The sequence below is a fragment of the Bradyrhizobium sp. CCBAU 53421 genome (assembly GCF_015291625.1).
In the GTDB taxonomy this organism is placed as follows: domain Bacteria; phylum Pseudomonadota; class Alphaproteobacteria; order Rhizobiales; family Xanthobacteraceae; genus Bradyrhizobium.
The window spans coordinates 3,014,553-3,031,615 of the sequence record NZ_CP030047.1 but is presented as its reverse complement, the minus strand read 5'-3'; the positions used below and the strand labels follow the sequence as shown (position 1 = coordinate 3,031,615).

Below are 17,063 nucleotides of genomic sequence, written 5' to 3'. Positions count from 1 at the left end.
TAATTACACGCAGCGTCTCGCGACGCATGCGCTCGGCGACGGCTTAGCGCACCTGAAAGAGACGTCTGTGCGTTGCATTTCTTGTTGTGCAGCCTTGGAACAATTATTGCGACGAACGGTTCGGATAGCAGCAGTATGCCCGCTAACGGGACTGAAGCAAACAAGAGGCAGTTGCGTTGGCCTTTCGCCTGGCTGTGACAAGAGTAACAGGACGATTCTGGAACATGCACGGCTCGGCCCGATATCCTACGGCTGCGGTACTGAACCGCCCGCTGCGCTAAACGGATCCTTCTCATGACTGAGTCTTGCGCCATTCTGGTCACCGGCGGCGCGGGTTATATCGGCTCTCATGCCTGCCGTGCGCTGCAAGCTGCCGGCTATCAGCCCGTCGTCTACGACAACCTTACCACCGGCCACAAAAGCTTTGTCAGCGAACCGCTTGTGGTTGGCGACCTCCTCGACAGAGCGGTGCTCGCGCGCACTTTTGCGCAATACAAGATCCAGGCCGTCATGCATTTTGCCGCCGCGAGCCTTGTCGGCGAGTCCATGATCGAGCCCGAGAAATATTACGTCAACAATGTCGGCGGCACGCTGTCGTTGCTAGGCACGATGCGCGAGGCGGGTTGCACGCGGCTGGTGTTTTCCTCGACAGGTGCGGTCTACGGCCACGCCGACAGCCAGGCGCTGCCGGAGACCTATCCCTGCGCGCCGATCAATACCTATGGCGCTACCAAGTGGATGATCGAGCGCATGCTGGCCGATTATCGCGAAGCCTACGGCTTCGGCGCCTTCTGCCTGCGCTATTTCAACGCCAGCGGTGCCGACGCCGGCGGCGGCATCGGCGAACTGCGCGATAACGAGACCCATCTCATTCCGCGCGCGATGATGACGCTACAGGGGTACCTGTCGGACTTCGCGGTGTTTGGCGACGATTACGATACGCCGGACGGCACCGCGATCCGCGACTACATCCATGTCACCGATCTCGCGGCCGCCCATGTCGCGGCGCTGAAACCGCTGATGCACGGTCATCGAGGCGGCGCCTTCAATCTCGGCACCGGCAAGGGCTTTTCGGTACGTGAGATCCTCAAAGCGATCGCGGTCGAGGCCGGCCGCGAGGTGCCGCATGTGATCAAGCCGAGGCGCGTCGGCGATCCAACCTATCTAGTCGCTGATCCCTCGGCCGCGCGCGAAGTGCTGAAGTTTTCGCCAAAGCACTCCGATCTCGCGACCATCACCGGTACCGCCTGGGCCTGGCACCAGAAGGTGCATCCTAAGAAGGCGGTGCAAGCTGCTCTCGATTAGAACACTAATCAGGCTGTGCAAAACGGTACTTGCTATTAGGACCGATTCATTCTCGAGCGAGTACCGCTAACCGGAAACTCATGTCGGCCTGGACGAGTGCCCTTACGTCCTGCGATGCCAGGTCCAATAACTGGGCGGAGATTCAAGTGAGATTGCTGCGATCCTTCTTCGCCCTCAACCGAAGGCTATCACAAACGATCACCCCAGATCATTTTCATGAAGCCAATGTGTTTGCCGCCTATCACAAGATCGGAGCCATCCTACTGTCTCATCCAAATACAAACATCGTGCTCGATGTCGGGGCAGGAAAACAATGGCATTTTCCGGAACATTACAAAAGCTGGTATCGCATCAAGCTCATCGGACTCGACATTGATGGCGCCGAGATGGAGGACAACCTGCTTCTGGACGAAAAGATTAAATGTGATGCAGTCGAGCAAATTCCCGTACCTGCAGGTACTGTGGACCTTGTCATGATAAGCTCCGGGATTGAGCACTTCAACAACAATCAAAAGTTCCTGGAGAATGCATTCGAAGTGTTGCGACCCGGTGGATACTTAATCGCCCAGTTTCCAGGTCGCTATGCACCCTTTGCTATCGCCAATAGGCTGCTCCCAAAATCGACCTCAAGCAAATGGCTGGCCGCGTCAATGGGCGAGAGCGCTGAACATCTCGGCTTTACTGCGCACTATGACAGGACGAACTATTCATCCTTCCAAGCGATGGTGCGGGATTCCGGCTTCAATGTCATTTATCATCTACCAGGTTACAACAGCAGCTCTTATCTCGAATTCTTTGTCCCGTTTTACCTGGTCTCATACTTCTACGACAGCGTCTTGCATGCCATGGGAGTGAGAGATCTCGCGGCTTATAACCTGTGGGTCCTGAGAAAGCCGGGCGAGGCCGATTTGCCGGAATTCAAGCTTTACGCCTGGAAATGATCAATCTTGCTGAACGGTGCTGCCCAGACGGGCGCTCTGTCCCTAATTTCAGAGCTCGGGCCGTTAGGAACCCCCGAACGAATGAAACGTTGGACGCGGTCACGCCTGAGGCAATTGTGGTTTGTCAGAGGATGCTCCGTAGCTTTCCCCGCCCAAAGCCACGAGGAACAAAATGGCCCTTCGGCACACGGCGGCAAAATCCATTCTTTGGAGCGGACTTGAAAGCGGAAGTACGTCGCTCATAGCATTTCTGTCGCTCATTGTTTTGGCAAAGCTTCTTCAACCCCGCGATTTCGGCGCCTTTGCAGCCTCACTTGCAGTGGTCGAGACCGCGGGAATCCTTACCAATATGATTTTCCACGACGCGCTGGTTCAGCAAAGCGTCGTATCCGAGAAACATTTTGACAGTGCTTTCACGGTGTCTATTGCTCTCAGTCTGATTGTATACGCCCTCCTCTGGTTTGCGTTTCCGTATGTGGCATTGGCCGTCCAGGATGTTCGCGTTTCAGACGTCGGGCGAACGCTAGGGCTCGGATTGCTGCTCACCGGGCCTGCCGGAGTTCTTGCCGCGAAACAAAGTCGGGAATTTCGGTTCCGCCTGTTGGCCATGCGGACGCTCGCCGGTCGTCTCGGTGGAGCGACATTCGGCATCGTTAGCGCTTGTCTCGGACTAGGCTTGTGGGCGCTTGTGATACAGCACCTCGCCATCATGGTCCTCGGGGCCGCGACGCTGTTTGGTTGCACTCCCAACCGGCGGATTCGCCTCACCATCCGCCTGCGGCCCGTTTGTGATCTGTTCGGCTATAGCGTGACCGCCACCACGTCTCTCGTCGCTGGATTCATATCGAAGCGGCTGTTCTTGCTGTTCGCCGGGGTTTTCCTTGGAACGGAAGTGGCGGGCTTCTTAAATTTGGCGTTCCGGCTCGTCGATACCGTCTGGTCCATATCGGCGACGGCCGTGTCGCAAGTCTTGCTACCTACACTCGCGCAATTGCAGCACGATCGGTTGCGACTGATGAAGGCTTACCGATTATCGGTGGCGAGCGCCTCGGCAATCCTGTATCCCGCCTTTGCCGGTCTGGGTATTTTGGCGCCCGAACTCATTCAGCTGCTCTTTGGCACCAAGTGGGCGGCGGCATCACCCTACGTGCTCGCGTTAAGTGCGGTGACATTCATGCAAATCGCTCGCTTTCCCGCGGCGCCATTGCTGGGCAGCATCAATCATGTCCGTGATGTTTGCCTGATCAATGTTGCGACTCTTGCCTGTATGTCGGCTGCCATTGCGCTGACCCGCCTGACTCCCGACTTCGTGGCGCTTGCGGTGTGGGGAGGCGCCGAATTCATAACCTTCGCTGCAACGATGGTAATCCTGCGTTTGCGCCTCGGCACGACGATTTCCCAACAATTGAGCGACGTGTTCGTACCGTTTTTTGCTTCCATCTCCATGATGGTCGTCACGCGGCTTGCACGTGGTTTTCTCCCGGTTGACGGTTTGCCGCACCTGAGATTGCTGGAACTGGGGCTGATCGGAGCACTTTCCTACCTGGCCCTGATGCTCGTGTTTGGCCGGCAATTCCTCGATCCCCTCGCTGGGATGGCGCGTGTGGTCCTCGTGAAGGACAAACGCACATGAAGGAAGAAACAATGAACGGCGAACTCGTGTCGATAATCATCACCAATCACAACTATGAACAGTATCTCGCCGCAGCTATCACGAGTGCCTTGGCAGTGGACTGGCCACGAACCGAAGTCATCGTCGTCGACGACGGCTCGACAGATCGGTCGCGGGACGTCGTCGACAGCTTTATTTCGGTGGGTATAAAGAGGCTTTGTCTTGAAAAGCAGGGACAGGCTCGAGCTGCCGCCCACGGCTTTGCCGAAAGTCGCGGTGAGTGGATTGTGTTTCTGGACGCCGATGACACTCTCGAACCGTCGATCGTGCGAGAGGCCGTCAAAGTCATGCGACCTGGATGGTCGATGATTCAGTTTCGTATGAGCATTATTGACGGGTTGGGAAATCCCGCGGGTCGCTTTTTCCCAACGTATAGACGGGACACCACCCCCGAGAACATCCGCTCTTGGGCTGCGGCGGCGGCTTCATATCCAGCGGCGCCCACATCGGGCAACGTGCTGGCGCGCTCTTTCCTTGAACGGATTTTTCCGCTTGAGGACGGAATGGACACGGCCATCGACACTTACTTCATCCCAACGGCTCCGTTCCTTGGAGATGTCCTTACCGTCGCCAAGCCGTTGGTTAATTACCGAGTACATGCGAAAAACAGTAGTGCCCAGCGCACGTTGGATGTGGCCAAGATCGCGCATGATCTGCGCCGCCATATTGCAAGCAGCCGATACAGTGCGAGCATCGCTCTAGCAAACGGGATTGAGATAGCGCCGGACCGTTGGCGCTACGCGTTTTACAATACGGGTATGCGCTTGGCCTCTCTGCGACTGGCTCCTGCGCAACATCCGATCCAGAATGACACGTTGACAGACTGCGTGAGAGACGCGCTCGGGTCATTCACTAAGTGGCAAGGGTTGTCTCCTTTGCGCCACGCCAGCATGATGATCTGGGTCCTGAGCGTCGCACTTGCGCCGACTTCGGTTGCACGGATGCTGGTCGCCTGGCGATATACGCTGAATTCACGCCCACAGGCGGTCCAACGATTGATCGACGCCACATAGGCTGACGTGTGCGAAGTCTGATTTTCTCCGCCTTGCGAGGAACAAGCGAGGGATCCGTGCTTTTACTCGGATGATCGGCCGACGGCGAACTCGCCCGAGATGGCCCCTTCAGGCCTTGGCTCTCCCTTTGTCTGCCTCGAGGCAAGCGTGCGGATTAGCGTCGTCATTACGAACTTCAACTACGGCCACTGTGTCGGGACGGCGATCGATAGTGCACTGGCCATCGAGTGGCCGGACAAGGAAGTAATTGTCGTCGACGATGGCTCGACAGATCATTCTCCCGCGGTGGTCAGCAGCTATGGCAACCGGATCAAGGCCGTGTTGAAAGCCAATGGCGGTCAAAACTCCGCCGCCAATGCTGGCTTCTCCAAAAGCACGGGTGACATTGTCTTTTTTCTCGATTCGGATGATACGCTCGCGCCGGATGTCGCTCGCCGGGTTGTGCCCTTGTTCGCATCGACCACGACCAAGGTCCAATTTCCCCTAGTCACGCTCAGAAGGGACGGATCCACAGCCGGTCTCTATCCCCGTTTCCCCGAAGCGTACTCCCCGAATGATGTCGAGAAGAGCGTCGCGGCCACCGGCTTCTATATTTCTTCTCCGACGTCAGGAAATGCCTGGGCACGATGGGTGCTGGAGCAAGCGTTTCCGCTTCCGACGCGCTGGACAAAAACCGTCGCCGCGAGATTTTTTGATGGGTATTTGAGCACGGTGGCGTCCCGGCTCGGCCGCATCGTTACCGTGAAAGAACCACTTGGCACATATTACATCAATCCCGACAACATGTGGACCAAGCAGTTCTCGCCGATACTTATCGCCGTGGCCTGCGAGGAGGACCTCGCCCGATCCGAGTATGTCAATGCGAAGCTCCTTTCGCTCGGTCTTCGCCCGATCGAAAAACGGGCGTTCACCGAGTGGATGAAGCAAATCGTCTGCCGCAAGTATGTCTGCGACGGGCCGATCAAGGCGAGCTGGCCAGCCTTGTTGTCGAGTTCACTCTCCTCCGCCGTAGGCGATCCGGGGCTGCACTTCAGCACGCGGCTCCTGGTGTCGGGATGGATGATCGCGGTCGCCGTACTTCCGCGTCGGCTCACCCTGCCGATCATCAAACTGCGTTTTGTGCAGGGCTATCGGCCGCGGGCGGTGGGCTGGCTGCTCAACAGGGGGCGGCAGCCGAAGCTTGCCGCGCAACAGAGGGCGGCAGCTGAGTAAGAACTGGTTATCGGGCGAAGGTTCGTCCCCCTGCTTTTCACACTACGTCTGTAGCCTGAGCGGTCATGGTATTCCCAGCGCTGGCATGGCGACGTGGCCCGTCTTCCCTTTCGCCACTTCGTCGGATCGCGCTGCTCCGGCGGGTGTCTTCCCAAACCAAACGACCAGCGCTGCAACTTGCATCAGGACAGACGGATTGAGCAGATATCCGCCCAGGAACAGGTAAGTATACCCAACCGCAAACCGGAGGCCCCTCGGTCCCCTGCAGAAGGCAACGTAGAAGAACCTGAAATAGATCAGCGCGCCAAGCAGGCCATATTCATAGATGACCTTACCCCAGGTCGGGTCAAAAGCGTTGAAAGAAAGCAGTCGAAACTGCTCCTGGACCGTGCCCGGCCCACGCCCGAGGAAGAACGTCAGGTCGTTGGCAAAAAGGACATTTTGAAGCACATGGAACATGGACAGGAAGCGCGCCCAACCGCTCGACTGGACATCCGAAAATTCGCTCACTCGTCGCGTGAACGCATCAAGGGAGAGCTCGTCACCAAACATGATCAGCACGATGGAGACCAGCGCCGCGAAGAAAAATAGCCGCGAGTGTCCGTGACGGAGGAAATAGGCTGGAAGGAACAGCGCCAGCATCGTCAACCCGGTGCCTGAGTAGCTGCATACGAGGCCGGCCGTGAGAATGAGCAGGCGGAGCGCTCGGGGCCCGAGCAGCAGTTCCGCGACCAGTGCTATCGCGAGAAACTGACAGAAGAATGAGGGCTCGAGGAAGAAGACCCCATTACTCTTGAAGACCGGCGAAGACCAGTAAAGGGGGATAAGCGAATTGTATCCGGTAACGGTGAAGTTTTCCGGCATGCGCGTGTCCAGAAAAAACGCGGCGTCGACGCCGACGACGAATTGACCCGCAAACTGTGAAACGCCGATCAGTGCGCTGACACAGCCGACCGTTGAAAGAAAATTCATCACGCGGGGGTAAGAGATCTCGGACGAGACGCTCCGGAGGACCAGCGGAAATTGCGCGACCACCATGAATCCCAGCGATAGCACAGAGACGTGCGGGCTTGGGGACAGCGCCGTGCTCAGCGCTGCCATCGCAACAAAGATCGCGTACCAGACGAATGCGGGCGTATTGACCTCAAACACGCCCGCAATGAAGGCCACAGCCGTCATGGCGGGAAAAATGAAAAGACTGAGCGGATATAAGCCGCCCGTGCCGGGTAGCGCGATCTTTTGAAGAAAGACGGCGGACAACAGCGTCAGGGCGCAGATCGCGAAGCCCGACCGTGCGGTTGGGAGCGCTGTGGCCCCGGTTGGCGAAGTCTCGGCCATCGAGAGCTTTCTCAGGCGGCTTCAATGCGCCTCACGCGACAGGACCCTGGCGGCGGAGACGATAATCGATCATCTCATGAGCCAGCGCCCAGTCATCCGGCTCGTCCACCGGCGGATCACTGAAGCGCTCGTCGGCGACCGAAGCTCGCCAGCGCTCAAAAGCTTGTCGCCGCCGCGCGTGCACGGCCTCCAGCATCACGCACACCGCTCCCCCACCCACCAGCCCGATGACGGCCCCCAAGGCGATAAAAAGCGGCTTAGGAGGAAAAACCGGCTCGGTGGGAGCCGTGGCGGATTGCGCAATCTTCACATTCGATAGCTTCTCGCTGGCGTCCCAATCGGCGTTCAGCTGCGCTTCGGCGGCGCGGCTGACATGTTCTTCCAGAACCTTGGACACCTGATTGAGCTGGTCCTTAAGGCGACTGAACTCAGGTGCGATGGAAGACAGATCGCTGAGCTTTCGGTCGACGTCCGCCAACGAATCGGTCTGAGCCTTTTCGAGGGATCGCAACCCCACGATCTCCGAATTGAGATTCACAAGGGACTGTGCTGTAGCCTGGAATACGTGCACCAGCAGCAAAGGAGATTCATTTGCCGGCACCTTGTTGACATCGGTCAACGCATCGCTATTGCCCCCGGGAGCGCTCTGCTTGGGACCTGTTATCTCGCCCGGGAGAGAAATTCGGCGTCGAAGCTGCGTCAGGGTATTCTGGAAAGTAGCGGCTTGGGCTTCCTTCTCCGCGACGGAACCGCGCGTCTTTGCGAGAGCGGCGAGCGCGTTATCGCGCCGCGTGAGTGCGAGCTCTACTTCGTCGCTGACCGAATAGGTTGAATGCTTTCTGGCGAATTCGTTCAACTCGGCCGACGCTTTCTTGTACTCCTCGCGATAGCGCAGGGCTTGGTGACGGAAGAAGGCCGGTGCTTCGGCATTGCCGCTGAGATCCGCCTGCCGCTGGAGGAAGTCGCGAACGACCAGTCCGAGGAATTGCTCGGCAATTTTTGGATCCTCGTGCCGGAACGTCAGCGACAATATCTGCGAATCCTTTTCAAGGGTGACGGCCAGACGCTTCTTGACCTTCGACAGCGCTCGGTTGATGTCAGAACGCCCTTCGTCCGGATGGTCGGAGTGAAGCCACTCGGCGATTTTCGAAATACTCATCACCAAGATCGCCGGCAGGAAGTCCGGAGCATGCCAAGAAGCAGACGGCTTCTCGGCAGGGAAGAGCGTTTGCGGCCCGAATTCGCCGATGGCTTGCCGCAGCACGTCCTCGCTATTGATGATGTAGATCTGTGAATTCAGCTGGTAGCGAAGCGTGTCGGGAAACTGGGCTTGCTGGCGCTGGGCCCGCTCAAGGGTCGTCATCAACAAGGCTTCCGACTGGAACATTGGCGTAACCATTCGCGTAAAGGCAACGGCAGCCGCGACGATCAAGGCGAAGACCATCAAAAATGTGAGCTTCCTTGCCCAAACAATCTCGCTGAGTGCATCGAACGACATGCAGATCTCGCTGTTATGGTTTTGGCAGGTGCGAACTGGCATGTGGCAAGTGCGAAATCGCGCCTTCGTTCCAAAATTCCCAGCTCCGGTGGCGACCAAATCGGCGGCGCCGACATGCCACAAAAGAAGCAGCTGACAGGAAACGGAGATTCTCATGCCTTTGCGCACCTCGCTGGCCGCCATTTTGTTTCTCTCGTGCGGCGTGCCTTGTTCCGCAGGTCCTGCTCCGCTTAGCGCTTTCGTCGGGAACAGCCCTTCCGACTTGCAAAAGTTCGAAGCTTGGCTGGGCAGGCCCGTCGATCAAATCGTCGCGCATACAGGCCGGACCACTTGGAAAGACTGGGTCGACAGCATCAAATGGTCGGTAGATCTCTGGGCGCCGTTTAACAAGCCGATGTGCTGGACTATTCCTCTATTTGCCGACGGAGGTTCCTTATCGGACGCCGCGACCGGCCAGTATCAGGATCACTACGTACAGGCGGCCAAGATTCTGGCCCGAACGCGCCAGTCGGACCCCGTCATCTACGTACGGACCGGCGAGGAATTCAACGGAAACTGGATGCCGTGGTCGGCCGCAGGGCACGAGCAGGATTTTGTCAGGGCGTATCGGCACTTTGTCGAAGCGTTTCGCTCTGTGTCGGATCGCTTCCGCTTTGAATGGAACGTCAATATGGGCGAAACACGCATGAACCCGGTCGACGCCTATCCCGGCGATGATGACGTCGACGTCATCGGAATGGATTTTTACTACAACATCAAATGGAACCCAGAGAATCCTGCCCAGGCATGGGATGAAATGGTCAACCGCCAATATGGCCTGCAATGGCTGGAAGACTTTGCCAGCCTTCACAAGAAACCGACGGCCTATCCCGAATGGGGCATCAATTCCGATGAAGCAGGCCCCTACATTGAAAGAGCGGCGCGATGGTTCGCCGGTCACAACGTGCTCTATCAAAGTATCTGGGATTCGAACGATGCCTTCGCAGGGAAACTCAGCGATCGCCAATACCCAGCTGCAGCCGCCGCCTACGTCGAAGCGTTCGGTCAGACCACTTATGATCGACATTCGCGCTAACGGAGGGCCTCGTCGGAAACGACGCGACGATCGTTGGAAAATGAAACATGAAGAGCACGGTGAAGGAAGCCTGCCGCCCAACTATGATGCATGATCATTGCGGCAGGACCGGCGGCGCACCCGGCCGGATCTCGCGCCGACAGCGCCAAGAATGCCCCCCCGCCAAGGCACCCTCCCACGTAAACCAGACTCGGGAGAAAACAGAGCCATCCGAAACCCCATCCCGCAGCGAAGCTAAGCATATTCATTCCAAGCACGCCCAAAGGGAGCAATTGCCTGACTTTTGGCGGACGGCGGTGTTTGAACATTGTTCGCGCGCGACCGGCACCATGGTTGAAATATTGTTTGGCAAGCGCGCCGAAGGAGTTGCGTGGAAAGTACCCAATGGCCAGTTCCGAACAGAGCCAGATTTGTTCACCCGATTTCCTCAGCCGGATATCAAGCTCGGCATCTTCATTGTGCGTGAAGCTCTCATCATATCCGCCGATCGCCAGGAATGTCTTGCGCGCGAAAGCGGCGTGATGACCGTGATCTACATAGCGCGAAACCTTGGCGATCCGATGGAGCGCGCCGCCGTTTCCCAAACGGCTGTTCTGCGCAGCTGCAATTCCACGCTGAAGAAAGCCTTTTCCGCGGGTCCGCATCGAGACGACGACCGATGCGACGTCGCGCTCCTGCAGCTCTCGTACTAGGCCCGCAACAAAGCCCAGCGGATATTCAGCATGGGAATCGGCGCGGATGATAATCTCGGACTCCGGCTTTGCGATAATTGCGCCGCGATTTACCGCCGCGGACTGGTAACGCGCCGGATTTGTCTCCAGGCGAATTCTCGGATTAAGTTTGGACATATTCTCGACGATCGACCGCGTGTGATCGGTGCTGCCGCCATCGAGCACGATCAGCTCGTAATCCAGGCTTTCGCCTGTTGGGATCAGTGAATTGATTGCGTCCCGAATGTATTTCTCTTCGTTCAGCGTAGGAACGATTATGGAGACGCACGGTTCAGATCGCATGAGATGATTCCAAAACGGAACGCAAGTCGACGCAAACCTCCACCGTGTTCGTGGAGGATCGGGCGCCGCAGGGCACAATGCTGATCGATAACCTAGGTTCCTACAGATGAACCGCTCGGCCCGGTTTGATGTCGTTCAGCGGCGTCTTGGACTTGGCTGCGCGCGGCTTGGTTCGGTTCTTGGCCGGGATCAGGCGCATTCCCTAGCGCTGGTTCAGGCCGCGTTCGATCGCGGTATCCGCTTCTTCGATACCGCCAACATCTACGGTCAGGGCGAGAGCGAACGGATTTTGGGCAGGGCACTCGGCGGCCGGCGCAAGGAGGCCACGATCGTCACGAAGGCGGGACAGTATTTCCCGACCTGGATGCGCATGGCAAAGCCATTCAAGGGCGTCATCGCGCCCTTGCTCCGGCGCGCTGGAGCCGGGCGCCACATGGTCTCACAAGCGCGCCAAGCGCCGCTGCCGCAGAATTTTTCCGATCACTTTCTTCGCGCGTCAATCGAAGCCAGTCTCGGGCGACTGAATACCGACTACGCAGACATTGTTCTCCTGCATAGCCCGCCCGCAGACGTCATCGCACAGGGCGACGCGTTGGGCTCGCTGGAAAGACTTCGTGAAGCCGGCAAGGCCGTCAGGATCGGAGTCTCCTGCGAAGACGTTGCGTCGGCTTTGCTAGCGCTAAACGATTCACGCGTCGAGGCTATCGAGCTTCCCTTGTGGCCGGTGACGGAGACGACGGACCGCTTCCTTGATCGCGCCCACCGTCAGGCCGTATTTGTCATCGCGCGCGGCCTGATGAACGTCGCCAACGGTGACGATCGATGGCGCGCCGCTTGTACGGCCCTCGTTTCCTCCCTGCCGCGAGGTGAAATCAGCCGCGTGCTCATCGGCACGACCCGTCTGCCACATCTGGATCTGGTGCTCGATGCGGTCCGGCCCCCGAAAGCTACGCCATGTTCATAGACGGGCGCCGAATACCTGCCGGATCGACGCTCCACACGGAGGTCTGCATCATCGGCGGCGGACCTGCCGGCATCGTTATTGCACGCGAATTATTGGGTACGCCGCTTTCGGTCATAATAGTCGAGAGCGGGGGATGGCGGCCGAACAAGCTGACGCAAGGTTTGAACGCGGCCGAACTCGCCTCCGATAGCCGGCATCCCCCGCCTGAAATGTATCGGGAACGACGCTTCGGCGGCTCCTCGACGATTTGGGGAGGCCGCTGCGTCCCGCTGACCCGGAACGATTTCGGACCTCGATCCCACGTGGCCAACAGCGGCTGGCCGATTTCGTACGACGAGCTGCTGCCATACTATTCAAAAGCCTTGACCTATTGCGACGCAGGTGAGTTTGCCTTTGATGCTGACTGTTTGGACGTACCAGGACCACTCATCGATGGTCTGGCGACCAGGGAGATTACGATTGGGCTGGAGCGCTTTAGTCCGCCCACCGACTTTGGCCGGCGTTTCAAATCGGACCTGATCGGATCGCCTAAACAGCGGATCTTGCTGGAGTCCACCTGCATCCGATTGTTGAGCTATGAACCCGGCCGCTCGGTGGAGGCGGCCGAATGCTCGACCGTCGGCGGCAACAACTTTCGGATCTGCGCGAAATATTTCGTTGTTGCGGCGGGCGGACTGGAATCCGTGCGTCTGTTGGCGGCATCGAGCGACAGATTTCCGGCGGGTCTTGCCAACTCGAGCGGAGCGCTCGGCCGCTATTACATGTCGCACCTCGAGGGTACCTTGGGACAGCTGCAAGTCGCAGCCGGACGAACGGCGACCTGGAATTTTTCGAAGACGCGGGATGGCGTCTACGCCAAGCATCATATTCGACTGTCTGACGAGGTTCAGAGGCGATGCCAACTCCGGAACATGGTCTTCCGCCTCCACCACGCGAATCCAATCGATCCGCAGCACGGTGATCCAGTGTTGTCGCTGATGTACATTGCAAAGAAATTCGTTCTTCCAGAGTATCGACGAAAGATTACAACGGTCGAGCTAGAGTCACTGGATCGTTTGCCAAAGGGCAGCGCTCTGCTGGCTCATCATCTTTCGAACGTCGCCAAGAATCCTTGGCCGCTGATCCGTTTCCTGGGCTCCTGGGTTTACAAACGTCATTTCCGATACCGTCGGATCCCCTATGTAGCTCTTTACTCGAAGCACGGCGCTTACCCGCTCGACTATAACGCAGAGCAGACGCCATTGTACGACAGTTGCCTTTCATTGTTGCATGACAAGGATCGCTTTGGCGTTCCCAAGCTGCGTATCGATTGGCGGGTGTGTCCAGACGACATGGCGTCGATTGCCGCAAGCTACCGGCAGATGCAACGCATTCTGGCGGAGACGAACGTTGCGACGATCATCTACGACGACGACGGTCTGAATCAAAATGTAAAGCAGACCATCGCGGTCGGAGGACATCACATCGGTACCGCCCGGATGAGCGACGATCCAAAGCGAGGTGTCGTCAACCCGCAGTGCCGAACTCACGACGTTGAGAATCTTTACATAGCCGGAAGTGCGGTTTTCCCAACCAGTGGTTATGCCAACCCGACGCTCACGATTGTCGCGCTCGCGGTACGCATCGCCGATCAATTGAAGGCCGACATGCGGAGTGCCAGGTGACGATTTCGATTCTATGGCTTGGGCGCACAATGCCAATTCCACTCAACGCGGGCGATCGCATCTATTCTGCTCAATTGGCGGGAGCGGTGGCGCGTCAGGGAGCCCATGTAGTCTTTTTGGGCTTAGAGAACCCCGATGATCAGACCGGTAGCCTTGCCGAACTGGAGCCCAAGGCCCACTGGAAGGTGGTGCACGGCGCCCCGAACGCCAGATTGCCATCTCTCCTGAGTAATCTTCCCATGGTCGGAGCGCGATTTGCCACCAAACACTATCGCAAAATGGTCGAGCGGGAGCTTCAGACCGGCAAATATGACGTCGTGCTCATCGATCAATATGGAATGAGTTGGGCGGTCGCCTGCGTCCAGCAGATCGCCCGAAATCGACCCGCTCTGGTCCATCTGTCTCACGACTTTGAGACGAGGGTCACGGATCAAATCGCTCGCAACTTCGCTGGTGATTTCCTTCGGAAATTGCTGCTCAAGGAGAATGCAAGGAAGACCCGGATTGCAGAACAACACATTGCGCGTTCCAGCGATTTGCTCCTGACCCTAACGGAGGAGGATCGTACGGCGTTCAACGAAATCAATCCCTCGCTTCCCGCTATTGTACTGCCCCCGGGTTACGCTGCGGCGAAGCAGCGGCACCGAGTGCTCAATAAGGAGGTTCCAAGACGCGCAATCCTTGTCGGCTCCTTCAACTGGATTGCCAAACAGATGAACCTGGAGCGCCTGCTGGAAGCCGATCGTGGCATCTTTGCTGCGCATCGCGTGGAACTTCATGTCATTGGAACCGTACCCGAGCCGCTTCTGTCCCGATTGCGGCTGCGGTTTCCCTGGGTCGTGTTTCGCGGCTTTGTCGATGATCTGGCCAAGGAGTTCCGCAATGCGCGAATTGCCCTGGTTCCCGAGGAGATTGGCGGCGGCTTTAAACTCAAAACACTGGATTACATTTTCTCCCGCGTTCCGGTTGCCGCCGTTGATGCGGCCCTTAATGGAATTCCCACGCAGCTCAAGAATCAGTTCATCGTCGAAAGAGGCATCGAAAGGCTGCTGGCGACAGTTGTGACCGCGATGGACGACACGGAGCGCTTGGACCTGATGCAGAATCGTGCATTCGAACTGGCAGAGGATTTGTTCAACTGGAACACTAACGCCCAACGCTTTCTGGATAAGCTGGGTTCATTGCAGGTGATCGGCGATCGCCGATCCAAAAATCTGCGCCCGAGACTAAATGGCGCCCACAGGGGCATATCGTTCGGCTAACAACTCGGCTGCCCCTTGCTGCTTCATCCATACCAAACTTGGGCACCCTGCCGCAGCCCTTGCCTGCGCAACGATTGGGCACGGCTGATGGGAACTGCGCACACCATCAGAAGAATCCTTTTGTTGTGGTGAGTTCGGGAACAGTGGGTACTTTCGTGCAGACTCTTCGAAAATTGGAACGATGCCGAGCGATGCGATTTTGCTCGCAGTGCAATATTCATTCGTTCGTTCGGAGTGTTCACTATGAATGGATTGGCAAAGGCAAACAGTGCAGATCAGGAAACGCTGTTTGTTCTAGTGACGTCCTCCGAACCGATAGGCCTCACCGCCAAGCGAGCTGCAGATTTAATCTTGGCCTTATGTGGCATCGTGCTGCTCGCGCCATTTTTTGTGATTTGCTGCGTGGCTTTGATCTGCTTCTCTCCAGGCCCGGTGCTATTCCGCCATAAGCGGGTCGGGTTCAACGGAAAGCAGTTCGACTGCCTGAAATTTCGTACGATGGCGATCGATGCACCGGAACGCCTGAGGCGGCATCTTGAAACAGATCCCGTAGCGGCAGCAGAGTGGATCGCGACCAGGAAGCTGCGCCACGATCCGCGCGTCACTACGTTTGGCGCTATTCTGCGCAAATCAAGCTTGGATGAACTCCCGCAACTCTTCAACGTCCTCCGGGGCGACATGAGCATCGTGGGGCCGCGCCCGGTCACGGAGGAAGAACTCGGGCGATATTCCGACGCCATCAACGCTTATTACGCATGCCGCCCTGGGATCACCGGTCTTTGGCAGGTCAGCGGCCGCAGCACCACGACTTTCCAAAGACGCGTTGTCCTTGATAGCTACTATGCGCAGCATTGGTCGATGGTCCTCGACGCCAAGATCATCATAGCCACCATACCAGCGGTCTGCTTCTCAAATAGCGCCTATTAAATGGAACTTGGCTTTAACGAATGTGAAGATTATCGACCCGGTCGTTTCATGCGCTGCATCCGACTGATAGTCGACCGATCAGTCTGGCGCCACGGAACCTTCAGGCCCGCGCCAGACCTGTCTTGAAAGTGAAACCGATCGCGAATCGGCTCACACGATGCTAGATCAAACATTGTGAGCATTTGGGAAGGCCCTGCCACACTGGCGATTATTATGGGGCGGCTTGGCATATGGGATCGGCCGCGCTGTCCTTTAAAGGGGCGTTGCAGGAGTACTTCTGCAAGTGCGACATCCCACGCAGTCTTCCCGCAATCCGCTGCTGCGTCCGCCTGGAGCAAGATCGACTTTGAGCTTGTCTTGCCCATCGACCAAATTACATTGCGTGCGGCGTTCCGGGCGCCGATCTTGGGGGCGCCACTATGATGTATTTTGCCATCGCGCTGGCAATAATAGGGACCGCGGCTGGATTTGCTTTTAGATGGATGGTGCTTCTGCCGATCATCGTCCTCATGCCTTTCGTCGTCATCATCTTCTTGCTATCTCGCGACAACCCCCTTGAGGATGCGTTGATCATTATTCTCGTCGCCGAAGCGGTTCTCCAAGGTGGCTATTTTGTCGGCTTGCTAATGTCTTCTATAGCGAGCGCCGGCATGCGATCCTTCCGGACCTCTCCTGTTTTCAAGAGCCTGCGTGCTCCCGAAACACGACGCCGCGCACCGCCGGCAGAGGCCGACAACGACTCTTGATTTTCCTGGGCGAAACAATTTTCTATGTCTTGTCTCGCGTAGTCATCTCAAGCGGACGGGATGATAACGAGCGCCAAGGCTACTAGGCCCCATCTTTAGGCCGTCCATGTGACAAGTTAGAAAGCGATTAGAAGCACGCTCACGCCGACGACGAGCGCGATCACTGCAAGAGCCACTAGGCTGTACTCGACACCATTCATTGCCCAGTTACCGAGCGTTATGGAAACGACCTCGGCGCGTGGCCCTGCTAGCCCGGACCGGGGCCGTCCATGCGCCATCCGAGCGCTGTGCACGGTACCGGAAGAAGGCGGCAATCGATAAGCGCCCTTACGGATTACTCCCCTCCCTGGGACGGGACTGGTACTGGGGAATAGTTGAGTATGGTCTCGTTTCGGGAGGAGCTGGCGTGTAGGCCCTGGTGTCGACTCCTCTC

At 57.5% G+C, this 17,063-nt stretch carries 14 protein-coding genes; 11 read left to right on the top strand and 3 right to left on the bottom strand.

Annotation, left to right across the window (positions count from 1 at the left end):
• The first annotated feature begins 294 nt into the window (after positions 1-294).
• The 5 genes from galE (at position 295) to XH92_RS14195 (ending at position 6,143) form a co-directional block, all read left to right on the top strand.
• Positions 295-1,305, top strand: coding sequence for a UDP-glucose 4-epimerase GalE (galE, locus tag XH92_RS14215; protein ID WP_194459758.1), 1,011 nt, complete (start codon positions 295-297; stop codon positions 1,303-1,305).
• A gap of 146 nt (positions 1,306-1,451) precedes the next feature.
• On the top strand, positions 1,452-2,246 hold the full coding sequence (locus XH92_RS14210) for a class I SAM-dependent methyltransferase (RefSeq protein WP_194459757.1): 795 nt from the start codon (positions 1,452-1,454) through the stop codon (positions 2,244-2,246).
• Between the two features lie 172 nt (positions 2,247-2,418).
• Entirely contained in the window at positions 2,419-3,879 is a 1,461-nt protein-coding gene (locus XH92_RS14205) for an oligosaccharide flippase family protein (RefSeq protein WP_194459756.1), read from the top strand.
• On the top strand, positions 3,876-4,931 hold the full coding sequence (locus XH92_RS14200; protein ID WP_194459755.1) for a glycosyltransferase family 2 protein: 1,056 nt from the start codon (positions 3,876-3,878) through the stop codon (positions 4,929-4,931). Before XH92_RS14205 ends, XH92_RS14200 begins: the two co-directional genes overlap by 4 nt.
• Before the next feature lie 147 nt (positions 4,932-5,078).
• Complete coding sequence (locus XH92_RS14195; RefSeq protein WP_194459754.1) at positions 5,079-6,143, top strand: glycosyltransferase family 2 protein; 1,065 nt, start codon at positions 5,079-5,081, stop codon at positions 6,141-6,143.
• A 63-nt stretch (positions 6,144-6,206) separates the two neighbouring features.
• Here XH92_RS14195 and XH92_RS14190 read toward each other — a convergent pair whose 3' ends face one another.
• Both XH92_RS14190 and XH92_RS14185 read right to left on the bottom strand, forming a co-directional pair.
• Positions 6,207-7,481, bottom strand: a complete 1,275-nt coding sequence (locus XH92_RS14190) for a hypothetical protein (RefSeq protein WP_194459753.1) — start codon at positions 7,479-7,481, stop codon at positions 6,207-6,209.
• 31 nt (positions 7,482-7,512) lie between these two features.
• Complete coding sequence (locus XH92_RS14185) at positions 7,513-9,162, bottom strand: Wzz/FepE/Etk N-terminal domain-containing protein (RefSeq protein ID WP_246788413.1); 1,650 nt, start codon at positions 9,160-9,162, stop codon at positions 7,513-7,515.
• On the opposite strand from XH92_RS14185, the gene XH92_RS14180 reads away from it, so the two are divergent.
• Positions 9,134-10,054 carry a glycosyl hydrolase gene (locus tag XH92_RS14180; RefSeq protein ID WP_194459752.1) on the top strand — a complete coding sequence of 307 codons (921 nt, stop codon included), beginning with the start codon at positions 9,134-9,136 and terminating at the stop codon, positions 10,052-10,054. The two genes, XH92_RS14185 and XH92_RS14180, sit on opposite strands and share 29 nt — an antisense overlap.
• Here the strand turns inward: XH92_RS14180 and XH92_RS14175 are convergent.
• Positions 10,051-11,067, bottom strand: coding sequence for a glycosyltransferase family 2 protein (locus XH92_RS14175; protein WP_194459751.1), 1,017 nt, complete (start codon positions 11,065-11,067; stop codon positions 10,051-10,053). The two genes, XH92_RS14180 and XH92_RS14175, sit on opposite strands and share 4 nt — an antisense overlap.
• Positions 11,068-11,173: 106 nt before the next feature.
• Between XH92_RS14175 and XH92_RS14170 the strand changes: the two genes are divergently transcribed.
• The 5 genes from XH92_RS14170 to XH92_RS14150 all read left to right on the top strand — a co-directional run bounded on the left by XH92_RS14170 (position 11,174) and on the right by XH92_RS14150 (position 16,630).
• Positions 11,174-12,031 (top strand): aldo/keto reductase, encoded by an 858-nt coding sequence (locus XH92_RS14170; RefSeq protein WP_194459750.1) that lies wholly within the window; start codon positions 11,174-11,176, stop codon positions 12,029-12,031.
• The gene (locus XH92_RS14165; RefSeq protein ID WP_194459749.1) at positions 12,022-13,695 is read left to right on the top strand and encodes a GMC oxidoreductase; all 1,674 of its coding nucleotides are present in this window, start codon (positions 12,022-12,024) and stop codon (positions 13,693-13,695) included. The genes XH92_RS14170 and XH92_RS14165 overlap by 10 nt, the downstream gene beginning before the upstream one ends.
• Positions 13,692-14,957, top strand: a complete 1,266-nt coding sequence (locus XH92_RS14160; RefSeq protein ID WP_246788411.1) for a glycosyltransferase — start codon at positions 13,692-13,694, stop codon at positions 14,955-14,957. Before XH92_RS14165 ends, XH92_RS14160 begins: the two co-directional genes overlap by 4 nt.
• Before the next feature lie 243 nt (positions 14,958-15,200).
• Positions 15,201-15,884 (top strand): sugar transferase, encoded by a 684-nt coding sequence (locus XH92_RS14155; RefSeq protein ID WP_194459748.1) that lies wholly within the window; start codon positions 15,201-15,203, stop codon positions 15,882-15,884.
• Between the two features lie 419 nt (positions 15,885-16,303).
• Positions 16,304-16,630: a hypothetical protein gene (locus tag XH92_RS14150; RefSeq protein ID WP_194459747.1), complete on the top strand. Its 327-nt coding sequence runs from the start codon at positions 16,304-16,306 to the stop codon at positions 16,628-16,630.
• Positions 16,631-17,063 lie beyond the last annotated feature (433 nt).